General features: G+C 64.5%; 14 protein-coding genes. 4 read left to right on the top strand and 10 right to left on the bottom strand.

All coding sequences use genetic code 11. The annotated features are described in order from the left end of the window. Together JHD73_RS23655 and JHD73_RS23650 are read right to left on the bottom strand one after the other, a co-directional pair. Nucleotides 1–232 (bottom strand): NAD(P)/FAD-dependent oxidoreductase (locus JHD73_RS23655; protein ID WP_199032616.1); only part of this gene is annotated, 232 nt, incomplete at its 3' end. Further along, complete coding sequence (locus tag JHD73_RS23650) at nucleotides 225–665, bottom strand: hypothetical protein (RefSeq protein WP_199032615.1); 441 nt, start codon at nucleotides 663–665, stop codon at nucleotides 225–227. The genes JHD73_RS23655 and JHD73_RS23650, both read right to left, overlap by 8 nt. Before the next feature lie 156 nt (nucleotides 666–821). Here JHD73_RS23650 and JHD73_RS23645 point away from each other — a divergent pair, with 156 nt between their 5' ends. From JHD73_RS23645 to JHD73_RS23635, 3 genes are all read left to right on the top strand, one after another. Then, on the top strand, nucleotides 822–1,670 hold the full coding sequence (locus JHD73_RS23645; protein ID WP_199032618.1) for a helix-turn-helix domain-containing protein: 849 nt from the start codon (nucleotides 822–824) through the stop codon (nucleotides 1,668–1,670). Between the two features lie 67 nt (nucleotides 1,671–1,737). Next, the gene (locus JHD73_RS23640; protein WP_199032614.1) at nucleotides 1,738–2,370 is read left to right on the top strand and encodes a DUF2968 domain-containing protein; all 633 of its coding nucleotides are present in this window, start codon (nucleotides 1,738–1,740) and stop codon (nucleotides 2,368–2,370) included. Between the two features lie 183 nt (nucleotides 2,371–2,553). Next, a complete protein-coding gene (locus JHD73_RS23635; protein WP_199032613.1) occupies nucleotides 2,554–3,282 on the top strand; it encodes a hypothetical protein in 729 nt (242 codons plus the stop codon). Between the two features lie 38 nt (nucleotides 3,283–3,320). On the opposite strand, the gene pcp is transcribed toward JHD73_RS23635, so the two are convergent. From pcp to JHD73_RS23595, 8 genes are all read right to left on the bottom strand, one after another. Beyond that, nucleotides 3,321–3,968 carry a pyroglutamyl-peptidase I gene (gene pcp / locus JHD73_RS23630; protein ID WP_199032612.1) on the bottom strand — a complete coding sequence of 216 codons (648 nt, stop codon included), beginning with the start codon at nucleotides 3,966–3,968 and terminating at the stop codon, nucleotides 3,321–3,323. Between the two features lie 77 nt (nucleotides 3,969–4,045). Next, a complete protein-coding gene (locus tag JHD73_RS23625; protein WP_199032611.1) occupies nucleotides 4,046–5,071 on the bottom strand; it encodes a TRAP transporter substrate-binding protein in 1,026 nt (341 codons plus the stop codon). 143 nt (nucleotides 5,072–5,214) lie between these two features. Continuing rightward, the gene (locus JHD73_RS23620; protein ID WP_199032610.1) at nucleotides 5,215–6,171 is read right to left on the bottom strand and encodes a DUF979 domain-containing protein; all 957 of its coding nucleotides are present in this window, start codon (nucleotides 6,169–6,171) and stop codon (nucleotides 5,215–5,217) included. Nucleotides 6,172–6,174: 3 nt separating this feature from the next. After that, entirely contained in the window at nucleotides 6,175–6,900 is a 726-nt protein-coding gene (locus tag JHD73_RS23615; RefSeq protein ID WP_199032609.1) for a DUF969 domain-containing protein, read from the bottom strand. 61 nt (nucleotides 6,901–6,961) lie between these two features. Further along, a complete protein-coding gene (gene pxpA / locus JHD73_RS23610) occupies nucleotides 6,962–7,705 on the bottom strand; it encodes a 5-oxoprolinase subunit PxpA (protein WP_199032608.1) in 744 nt (247 codons plus the stop codon). Between the two features lie 19 nt (nucleotides 7,706–7,724). Next, nucleotides 7,725–8,777, bottom strand: a complete 1,053-nt coding sequence (locus JHD73_RS23605) for a biotin-dependent carboxyltransferase family protein (RefSeq protein WP_269848300.1) — start codon at nucleotides 8,775–8,777, stop codon at nucleotides 7,725–7,727. Then, on the bottom strand, nucleotides 8,774–9,421 hold the full coding sequence (gene pxpB, locus JHD73_RS23600) for a 5-oxoprolinase subunit PxpB (RefSeq protein WP_199032607.1): 648 nt from the start codon (nucleotides 9,419–9,421) through the stop codon (nucleotides 8,774–8,776). The genes JHD73_RS23605 and pxpB overlap by 4 nt, the downstream gene beginning before the upstream one ends. Before the next feature lie 253 nt (nucleotides 9,422–9,674). After that, nucleotides 9,675–10,889, bottom strand: coding sequence for a multidrug effflux MFS transporter (locus JHD73_RS23595; RefSeq protein WP_199032606.1), 1,215 nt, complete (start codon nucleotides 10,887–10,889; stop codon nucleotides 9,675–9,677). A 509-nt stretch (nucleotides 10,890–11,398) separates the two neighbouring features. Here JHD73_RS23595 and JHD73_RS23590 point away from each other — a divergent pair. After that, nucleotides 11,399–11,590 (top strand): ATP-binding cassette domain-containing protein (locus tag JHD73_RS23590; protein WP_199032605.1); only part of this gene is annotated, 192 nt, incomplete at its 3' end.

The following is an 11,590-nucleotide window of genomic DNA, read 5'->3' as shown; positions in this document are numbered from 1 at the left end:
CCGGCACCGCGCAGGTCTTGCGGAACAGCGTGTAGCGCGTCGGTGGCAAACAGTCCTGCAGCGCCCGTTGCCCGGCAGCATCGATACGGATGCGATAGCCCTGCGGACGGCTGCCCATGGCGGCGTCGCGCTCAAACACGTCAAAGGCGATACCGCGACGGCGCAGCCCCTGCGCGAGACACAATCCACCCAGTCCCGCGCCAATGATGGTCACATGCAACGGTTCAGACATCGGCCCACTCCGAAAATGGCGTCGATTGATCGGAGTCATCGCCCAGTGCACGCCGGGCGGCGTCCAGTGCCGCATCAAAACTCTCGACGATTTCCATCGGCACCTTGAACGCCTGCACGGCAATCGCCGCCTGCGCACGCACAGCCAGCCGCTGCACAGGATCAGGCTCGACATGCACCAGCGCCCGGCACTGCGCGGCCAGCGCCGCCTTGTTCTCTTTCAGCCAGACCGCGCGCAGCCGTCGATCTTCATGCGCCTCGTCGACCTGCTGAACGCCGTGGATCACCACAAACGGCTGGTTGCGCGCCAACAGTGCTTCCATCTCACGCGCCCACTGCGGCGCATACCCTGGCGCCTGGGCGCCACTGCGCAACATCACAATCGGCCATGCCGAGATGTCATAGATGCGGAATCTGTCCAATGCTGCTGCCATGTTTCCCCCTGCTTGGATTGCGGACCATGAGCGGCCCCTGCGGGCCGTGGGGTCACTATCGCGCACCGCAACAAAGACGTGATAACGTGGTTTGGACAGAAACTATTGGAAACCCGCCAACCGCACATGCGCGCGCAACCTCGCACCTGCGATGCCATGCCAGCCCGCCCCACGGCCGAGCTGGTCACCCTCAAGGCGTACAGTGAACGCACAGACGGCCCCGAGATCGTCGCCGTGGTGGGCACTGCCGAGAGCAACGACCGGCTCCAGTTCGGCACGCGTGAAGTCGACTGGCACAGTCATCTGCGTGGCCAGATCTTTTGCGTGGACAGTGGGCTGATGCATGTGCGTACGCGGCATGGTTCGTGGATCCTGCCACCGCACCGCGCTGGCTGGATTCCGCCGGGCGAGATGCACAGCGCCACCATCAGCGGCGTGATGAGCGGCTGGTTCGTGCTGGTTGCGCCCGCGTGCTGCGCCGATCTGCCTGACCGGCCATGCGTCGTCGGTATCAGCGATGTCATGCGTGCACTCGTGCGCCGCGCCGTCACTTGGCCGGTTGACGAATTCCTCTCGCCCGAAAGCCAGCGTATTGCGGCGGTGCTGCTCGATGAGCTGCGCCACGCACCCCGCGAGCCACTGCACCTGCCACTACCCGCTGATCGGCGCCTGGCACGCATCGCGCAAAGACTGGTCGATGCGCCGGGTGATACACGCACCCTGGAAGCCTGGGCAGAGTGGGCCGGTGTATCGCCGCGCACGGTCAACCGGCTGTTCCTGGCGGAAACCGGGATCGGCTTTGCGCAATGGCGCCGCCAGGCCAGGCTGGTCCACGCGCTCGAACGCCTCGCCGCCGGGGAGCAGGTTGCCAACGTGGCCGATGCGCTGGGCTACGCCACGCCCAGCAATTTCATCGCTATGTTCCGGCAGTACTTTGGACAATCCCCGGCCCGCTACTTCGGGCGACGCGAAACCTCTGCGGTCACCTCTGCTGACGATGTGTGACGGATCCCACAAGAATCGGAGGGCAAAGCTGATATAGTCGCGTCGGCTCCGATTTCTGATTCTTGCGATGTCTCACGTCTTCCGCCGAACCGTTCTCACATTTGCTGCCGCAGCTTCCGTTGCGAGCACCGGATTGGCCCACTCCCAAACCGCGACACCGCAAGCGCCGGCTGCAGCCACGGCCGCCTCTGCCGGTACCGTGGCAGAGTTGCAGCAGCTGCTGGCACAAAAGCGCCTGACCGAGCTGCGCACCACCTACAACGGCGACTACGGCACGAGCCTGCTGCTGGTGAACGAAGACACCACGGCTTACGTCGCGCTGTCGTATCGCAAAGAACTGTGGCGCGTGTACAAGTTCGCGTCGGTAGCACCGGCTGAGGGCGCGTACGACACGCTGGCCCGCCAGACACGCGCCTGGGCTGAAGACGACCTGCGCCGCGCCATCACCGCCGGCCAGAAAGCACAACTCGAGCGCGAAGCTCAGGCTGCCGAGCAGCGTGCTGCCTCGCTCAGTCAGGAAGTCCGCATCATGCAGGCGCAACGCCAGAAGATGCTGGAAGAGCAACAGACCGTGCGCCAGCAAACCCAGGCCCTGGACGTCGAGCGCCGCGCCTACAAGGCACAGGTTGATTCGCTGCAGCAGCAGATCCGCCTGCTGGAAAAGCAGCTCAACGACCCGAACTGGACACCTGCGCCCTAAGACACGCCGCGCTGCTTCCCCGCCTGCAGTACACCCTGCAGGCTAGCGGCCGCCCCGTCCCCGACACATCCCTCAACAGTTTTAGGATAAGTCTGATCGACCGCCTCCCGACGGGCTCGTAGCATGTCGACTGTTCCCGCAAATGGCCAATAGCGCCCTCTGCGGCCATCAGCGGAGACGGACGTGGACTCTCTCAACTTCACCATTGACGGCGACCTGGGCCTACCGGGTTTCGTGCGCGTGCCACCACCCTTTGGCACGCCGCGTCACGCCGTACGGGCGATCCACGCCACACTGGCACGCGTAGAAGACGATGCGCAGCTGGCCGCGGCCGCAACCGCGCATCAGGTGTCACGTGCACAATGGCACCGGCGTTTGACGGTCATTGCGATCGGGGTCGCATGCACGGTGGCTGCGGCGTTGATCGGCACGCATACCGGCAAGCGTAAGCAACCGCTTCCCCACATTGACCCGGCGCAGTACGCGGCAATTGCACAAGCACCCGTGCCGAGTGCGCCGCAAGACGCGTTTGCCGGGGATACCACACCAAGCGTCGCCGCCAATACGGCTGCAGACAAGGTTGAATCCGCGCCGGACAAAACCGAGACCGTACCGAGCATCGAAGCGCAACCCGATATCAGTGTTGCAGCCAAGCCGAAGGCAGTGGCAGCACCCGCGCCAGTGCTCTCGAAATCGCCAGACACCACCAAGCCACGCTCACTTGCTCGTGCAACAGGCCGCGCGGCGGCGCCTGTTACGCCGGTTCGGCGGGCCGCCACCACGTACGATGAGCCGGTGGAAATCGAAAGCTACCGCGCTTTGGATGACACGGCCCCCGTCGCCTCGGGCTATGTTGCTCCAGGATCTTCAGTACGCATCGAGTTGCAGCGCCACACGCGCCTGACCGACTGATCCGGCGCGCTCCACCACCCCAAACGGGCGGCGGCTGCCTAGTGCAGTTGGCCGCCCGTTTCGCGTACGTCGTGCAGCGTGCGCAGCGTCGTCTCGATGGCAATGCGCAAGCCGGCGACGATGACATCGTGCGCCATGCTCGGCTGCCCCGGATGCTTGGCCGACTGCGACGGCAGATACGGGATGTGGATAAAGCCGCCACGTGTGGGCAGCTTGTGACGGGCGATGGCGTGCATCAACCCATAGAAGACGTGGTTGCAGACGAACGTCCCCGCTGTTTGCGAAACCGACGCGGGAACCCCGCCCGCACGCAGCTCGCGCACGATCGTCTTGATCGGCAGCGTCGAAAAATAAGCTGCTGGTCCATCACTTGCGATGGCGACATCGATGGGCTGCTTGCCAGCGTTGTCGGCAATGCGCGCATCGTCCACGTTGATAGCGATGCGCTCGATGGCCATCTCGGCGCGGCCGCCGGCTTGCCCCACGGCGATCACAACATCCGGGCGCAGCGTCTGCAGCAGTTTGCCGAGCACCTTGTTGGATTCACCGAAGATGGTCGGCAACTGACGCGCGATGATCTCGGCGCCGGCGATCCCCTGACCATCGAGCGTGCGCACAGCTTCCCACGACGGATTAATGGGTTCGTTCTCGAACGGATCAAAGCCGGTGACGAGGACGGTAGGCATGACGTTCTCCTGCAACTACGTAAGACAAAAACGATGATAAACGTCTGTCGAACATCATGCCCAAGCGCGCGTTGGCCTTACTTCGCCTTGCTGCGCTTGTTCTCGAAATTCAACAGGATGTCGACTTCTTCCGTGCCCGCCGTGTGCAGCCATTCGCGCGTCAGGCGCTCGCCCAGGCGGCGCATGTCACCCTGCAGGTTCACGTCGGGGTTGAGCACGCGCACGCCGCTCTTGGCCAGCTCGGCTTCATCGTGCTCGTAGGTCAGGCGGCTCGAATCCCAACCACGTGCCTCGTAGTCCTTGGCCAGTTTCAGCACGGTCTGCTGGGTGGCGGGCGGCAGCTTGGCAAAACGCGCTTCGTTGACGAATACGGCGTTCTTCGGGATCCAGGCGTTGACCTTGTAGTAATAGGTCAGGCGCTGGCCAGCCTTGGTTTCCAGGCCGGTCGACGGCGAGGTGACCATCGTGTCGATGCGCCCGGCGGCAATGGCTGCGCTCAGGTCAGCGGCCTCCACCTGCACAGCCTGCGCGCCGTACAGTTCAGCAATGCGCTTTTGCGCGGCGTTATACGTGCGCAAACGATGTCCTTTCAGGTCGGACAAGCGGGCGATCGGCGTTTCGGAATACAGGTTCTGCGGCGGCCAGGGCACGGCGTACAGCAGGCGCAGGCCGTTGGCCTTCATCAAGGCTTCGATGCGGCTGCGCGAGGCGTCCCACAGCAGGCGGGCATCGTTGTAGCCCGAGACCACGAAGGGAATCGAATCCACACCGAACAGCGGATCGCGCTGGGCCAGCGTGGAGAGCATCACCTCCCCCGCCTCGGCCTTGCCGTCTTTCACGCCGTCAAAGATTACGGCTGGCTTGAGCAGCGTGCCGTTCGGGAACACCTCAAACTTGAGGCCGCCATTGGTGGCCGCACTCACGGCGCTGGCGAAAGCCTGCAGGTTTTGCGTATGGAAATTGACGGCCGGATACGGCGTGGCCACGCGGAATGTTTCGGCGTGAGCCTGCGTGGCCGAAATCAGCGACAGGGCGCTGGCTGCAAGAACACAAAGGAAGCGGCGTCCCGATTTGGTCCGGCCGCTCGTCATCTGGCTGCTCATGAATCCCCCCGGAGAAGAGCGCGATGCGAGGTCGACGACCGCACACCCCGATACCCTCCCCGGGCGGCGATCACGATTGGTGGCGCACGCCGGCAATCGACTCGCCGACGTGACGCACACCGCACGCGATGCATTAAACACGATTAGTGCAGCATCAGGAAGTACAGGAGCACGATATTGGCTGCAAGCAACAGTAGCGCGGTCGGGACTTGCGCTTTGATCACAGCGTTCTTATCGGACAGCTCCAGCAGCGCAGCCGGCACGACATTGAAGTTGGCCGCCATCGGCGTGAGCAGCGTGCCGCAGTAGCCCGAGAACATGCCGATCGCCGCCATCACAGCCGGGTTGGCATGGAACACGCCCACCAGAATCGGCACCCCCACCCCGCCCGTCATGACCGGGAAGGCCGCAAAGCCGTTACCCATGATGACCGTGAAGAGCGCCATGCCGATGCAGTACACGGCCACCGCAACGAAGCGATAGTCCATGTTGATGTAGGCGGTGGTCAGGTGCGCCACGGCCTTGCCCACGCCGGCGTCGGCAAACACCAGACCCAGCATGGCCAGCATCTGCGGCAGCACCAGCGCCCAGCCGAGCGATTCCGTCAGGCGGCGCGATTCACGCATGGCTTGCACCGGCGTGTCACGCGTCAGCCAGCAGGCCAGCCCCAGCGAGATGATGCAGCCCAGGCCCAGTGAGACGAAGGTCTGGTTCTTCGGGTCCAGCAGCAGATCGCCGCCGATCTTGATGTCCTTCAGGAACACGCTGCCGATGACGGTAACCAGCGGAATGGTCAGCGCCGGAATGAACAGGCGGTTGCCCAGGCGCTTGGCCGACGCGCGGCGCTCTTCAGCCGGCAGCTCGCCGTGCTTGCCAAGCGTCACGCCGCCCATGCCGGCCAGCAGCGCCATCAAGACAGCACCGATACCCACCACGATCGGCGGGATCTTGTCGCCAACGAGGAAGATCACGGCGAAGATCGCCCAGAACAGGCCCGTGGTCCAGCGGCGCGGGTGGTTCTTGTCGGCAAACGTCATCAGCGCGGTGATCGTCAGGATGATCCCGGCCAGCCAGTACAGATAGTTGATTGACAGAATCATCGCTTACCCCTGCTTGGCCGCGGCCGCGTTGGTGTTACCGGCAGCACCCATCTCGCGGGCCAGCCAGCCGTCCAGGCGCTTGAGGCGCACCGAGTGGATCAGGAACGCGCAGACCGCGGTCGGGATGCCCCACACGGCGATGTGCAGCGGCTCCACGTCGATACCCGAGCCGAGCAGGAACGTGTGCATCAGCGCGATGGCGCCAAAGGCCACGAAGATGTCTTCACCGAAGAACAGGCCGACGTTGTCGGTGGCGGCGCAGAAAGCCAGCAGGCGTTCACGCACCGGCGCCGGCAGCTTGCCGAAGCGGTTCTCTGCGGCGCCTTCGGCCATCGGGGCCAGGAGCGGGCGCACCATCTGCGGATGACCGCCGAGGCTCGTCAGACCGGCGGCCGCCGTCAGCTCGCGCACAGCGAGGTAGACGATCAGCAAACGGCCCACCGTGGCCGATTGAATGCGCGAAATCCAGTTCTGCGCGTGCTCACGCAGGCCGTGGCGCTCAAGCAGACCCACCACTGCCAGCGGCAGCAGGATGATCAGCGGCAAGGTGCGCGTCTTGATGATGCCCGTCCCGATCGCCGTCAGGATTTGGTCGATGGACATCGAAGCCGCAAAACCGGTGGCGATGGCGGCCACAGCCACCACCAGCATCGGATTGAATCGCAGGATGAACCCCGCGATGATGACGACCACCCCGATCAGCGGCCATAGATTCACTGCCGTACTCATGTGGTGTTTCCTCCCCCCAAGTTGCCAAAAAAAGCCCCGCATGGAAGATGCGGGGCATGCTTCAGGTGCCGGCGCCGACTGCGATCCCCTCGCTGCCGAGCCGTTCCCGGATGCGTCGCGCAAACGCCAGCGCATGTGCGCCGTCGCCGTGCAGACAAACAGTTTGCGCGTGGATCGGAACCCACGTGCCATCAATCGCCCTCACGCGCTGTTCGCGCACCATGGTCAGCGTCTGATCGAGTGCAGCGGCTTCGTCGTCGATCAGCGCGCCGGGCGTGCCGCGTTTGACGAGCGAGCCGTCGGCGTTGTAACCGCGATCGGCAAACACCTCTTCCTTGGCCTGCAAGCCCAGCTCGCGCGCCGCCTTGACCAGTTCGCCACCAGCCAAGCCAAACACCACCAGCGACGGATCAAAATCACGCACCGCGCGCACAATGGCCGCAGCCAGCGGGCGATCACGCGAGGCCTGGTTGTACAGCGCGCCATGCGCCTTCACGTGGGCCAGCTTGCCGCCCTGGGCACGCACGATGGCCGACAGGCCACCAATCTGGAACAGCACACCGGCGTAGATCTCTTCCGGCGGCAAGTGCATCTCGGTGCGACCAAAGTTCTCGCGATCCGGAAAGCTCGGATGCGCACCGATCGACACGCCCTGGCGCAGCGCCCACGCCGTGGTCTGGCGCATCGTGTTGACGTCACCGGCATGCCAGCCGCATGCAATGTTTGCCGAACTCACCAGCGCAAGCAGCGCCTCGTCGTTGTCGCAGCCTTCGCCGAGGTCGGCGTTCAGATCAATCGTCGTCATGATGTTGTATCTCGATGCTTCAGGCATTCAATCGCGTCTTGGCGGTGCGCCGGGCGGTCGACAGAATGCCCTGGCGCTGCCAGTCCAGCGCCGTTTCGATCTGCTGCAGATAGCGTGTCACCTCGGCGCGCGCGGCTTCGGCCTCTTCCAGCGCTACGCGCTCAAAGCGGATGCGGTGCCCAAGCGGAATCTGTGCCAGGCGCCATTGATCCGCGAGGATGACGCTGCCGATCTTCGGGTAACCGCCGGTCGTTTGCGCGTCGGCCATCAGCACAATCGGCTGCCCCGACGGCGGCACCTGGATCACGCCCGGCACCACGCCGTGCGAGAGCAGATCGCCGCTGTGCTGCTTCTTACGCTTGAGCTCCGGCCCTTGCAGGCGAAAGCCCATGCGGTTGCTGTTGGGGGTCAGCGTCCAGTCCGATTCCCAGAATGCGGCTTGCGCATCGGCAAGGTAATCGTCGTATTCCGGGCCGGGCAGCACACGTATCACCGGCGTGTCGCCCAGCACGCGATCGAACGTCCAGCGCGCGGCCTTTACGGCGACAGCGTCCTTGCTGATGTCGGGTGCGTGCGAGGTGTCGGCCGGCAACACGGGCAGCTTGTCGCCATCCTTGAGCGAGCGGCCTTCGAAACCGCCGAAGCCGGCCTTCAGGTCCGTGCTGCGCGAGCCCATCATCTCTGGCACGTCGACACCGCCGGCCACGCACAGGTACGCACGCACGCCGCCCTGTGCCACGCGCAAGGTCAACGTCTGGCCGCGCTGCACGGGAATGGCGCGCCAGGCGTGCACCGGTGTGCCGTCAAGCGTGGCACGACAGTCAGCGCCGGTAAGCGCGATCAGGCCGTTGGCCTGGAAGCGCAACGTGGCGTTACCGAGCGTGAACTCAATACCGGCCGCATCGCTGCGGTTGCCGACCAGGCGGTTGCCCACATACAGCGACAGCGGATCAAGCGCGCCCGACGTGCACACACCAAAGCGGCGATAGCCGGTGCGGCCCAGGTCCTGCACAGAAGCGAGCACACCCGCCCGCACGATCTCGATCATGGCTTGGGAACGTGAGGAACTCATGTGCGCACCTTCGAGGCAACGAAACGGATGCGGTCTCCGGGTGCCAGCAGCGTGGGGGGATCTCGCTGCGGCAGGAAGAGCGCTGCATCCGTGCGGCCGAGCAGTTGCCAGCCACCGGGGGACGCGGCTGGGTAGATGCCCGTCTGCTCGCCGCCAATGCCAACCGAGCCGGCAGGCACGGCCATGCGGGGCTCCGCACGGCGCGGCGTGGCGAGCGATTTGTCCAGGCCGCCCATGTAGGCAAAGCCCGGCTGGAAACCGAGGAAGTAGACGATGTATTCGGGAGCAGTGTGGCGACGCACGACTTCAGCCGGCGTCAGGCCAGTGTGCTTGGCGACCTCACGCAGATCGGGGCCATCGTCGCCGCCGTAGGCGACTTCGATGTCGACCAGCTTGCCATCGGCCACCAGTGCTTCGCTTTCTTCCCACGCTTCGCGCAGCAAGGTTTCGAGCACGCGCGCGTCAGCCAGCGGGCCAAACACGAGCGTGAGGTTGTTCATGCCGGGCACCACATCAACCACGCCCGCCCAATGGGATGCGCGCGAGGCCATGGCCCAGATACGCTGCTGGCAATTCAAGGTCGCGGGGGGCGGCAATTCGCACAACAGCGCCAGTTCGCCCAGCCGGTGAATCGTGCACTGCAACTTAACCCCCGGTCTCGAAAGCACGCGCTTGGCGGCGTGCGGATGAAAACGAAAGCGTTACGTTAATAAAACGTTGATAAATTCTATATAAGAAGTAACCCTTAGTTGCGCAGGGTCAGACCGCGCCTGATCGTGGTCCGGCTGCCCTCATCATAGGCGTCGGACACGACCAGCGTGACTGGCATGTTATGCCAAAGTCATATGAAAGGATGAAGACGCCTCTAGAACAAGAGGCGTAGAAAAATAGTGGGAATCAGGCGCCGGGCTCTTCGCGCGTGGCGCGCAAACCCAGGATGAGCGCCCCGACAGCGCAGACGGCCATCATGCCCAGCAGCGGCAGCGCGCTCTGACCAATGGCCGCGACCACCGTACCCGTGACCATGCCCAGGCCGAACTGCATGGCGCCCATCAGCGCCGAGCCGGTGCCCGCGCGCGCGCCCTGTCCGGCCATCGCCAGTGCGCCCGTGTTGGGCGAGATGCAGCCGATCGAAGCGATGTAGCAAAACAACGCCACCAGCACGAGCGGCAGCGGTGTGAATCCGGCCGCTGCGGCCGCCGTCGCCAGCACGCTCGTCACCACCGGAATCCACAGCGCGCGGCGCAACACGCGTGCCGGTGAGTACTTGCGCACCAGCCGTACGTTCAAACGCGAGGCAGCAATCATCCCCGCCGCGTTGCTGCCGAACACCCACGCATAGTGCGACGGCGACAGGCCATAACCGTCGATCAGCACGAACGACGACACGGTGATGTACGCAAACATGCCCGACAGGAACACGGCGCCGCACCACATATAGGCAGCGTAGTGGTGGTCGCGCAGCAGTTCCCAGTAGTCGCGCAGCACGTGGCTGACCGCCAGCTTGCGGGCCTTTTCCGGCGCCAGCGTCTCGCGCATCAGGTAGTGCACCGCCACCAGCGCCAGCACGCCGAAGGCCGTCAGCAGCGCAAAGATGATCCGCCAAGAGCCTACCTGCAGCACTGCCCCACCAATCATCGGTGCAAGGATGGGTGCCACGCCCATCACCAGCATCAGGGTGGAATACGCTTGCGCGGCGCCCGCCGGGTCCATGCGGTCACGCACTGCCGCGCGCGCGATCACCATGCCCGCGCAGCCGCCAAAGCCCTGCACGCCACGCAGCACTGCCAGCATGGTGGCGTCCTTGGCAAACGCACAGCCAATGGAAGCCGCCACGTACATAGCCAGACCAATGTACAGCGGCGGCTTGCGCCCGAAGCGGTCACTGGCTGGGCCGTAGATGAGCTGGCCGATCGCAAGGCTGATAAGGAAAACGGTGAGCGTAAGGCCCGCTGCTGCCGACGAGGTATTCAAGTCGCGCGCAATGGTGGGCAGGCTCGGCAGATACATATCGACCGACAGCGGGCCAACGGCGGTAAGCATGCCAAGCAGCAAAAGCCAGCCAGGAATGGGACCAGGCAGGCGGGATCGTGCGGGTGCGGGAGCAATCATGGGAGGGAAACACAGCGCGGCAGCGGACGTAACATCCCAGCCGGGGCAAACCGCGAACTGTAGCGCAAAGTCACGGATCGCGCCCAGGCACCGGGCAGGTGCATGCCGCAAGCAGCCCGGCCCATTCGCCCCACGCGGGGGACATCAGCGCAACCTGCATACCCCGGCATAACAAGCTACCCCTCGCAAATCGGCCAATTCGGGCCGGCACGGGACTTGCACTCCTGCCCCCCTCGTGAGAGGCAGGTGCACGCCAGCCCCCATGCACTATCCGCGCCATCTGGCGCTGCGCCGGAAGATATAATTCACGTTTGATGAAAAGCATCACCAAACCATGATGATTGCTGCGATGCGTCGGCGCGAATCTGCGTCGGCATCGCCTGTTGTGAAGTGTCGTCAACGTCCATAAGAGACCGCCTCCGTGACAGCCTTGCGCTCGCGGTGAGCGGCACGGAAACCACGAGCCAACTGTTGTGACACCACTCCCACCGCGCCTGTCGCTGACAGGCATGACCAAACGCTACCCGAGCGTGGTCGCCAACGATGGCGTAAGCCTGACCGTCGCGCCGGGCGAGATCCACGCCGTGCTGGGCGAAAACGGGGCCGGCAAATCGACGCTGATGAAGATCATCTTCGGCGCCGTGCAGCCCGACGCCGGCGAGATGCTGCTCGACGGCCAGCCCGTCACCATCGCCAACCCG

Origin of the sequence: Ralstonia sp. ASV6, from assembly GCF_016429285.1 — a bacterium.
In the GTDB taxonomy this organism is placed as follows: Bacteria; Pseudomonadota; Gammaproteobacteria; order Burkholderiales; family Burkholderiaceae; genus Ralstonia; species Ralstonia flaminis.
This window is presented reverse-complemented; position numbering and strand designations above follow the sequence as displayed.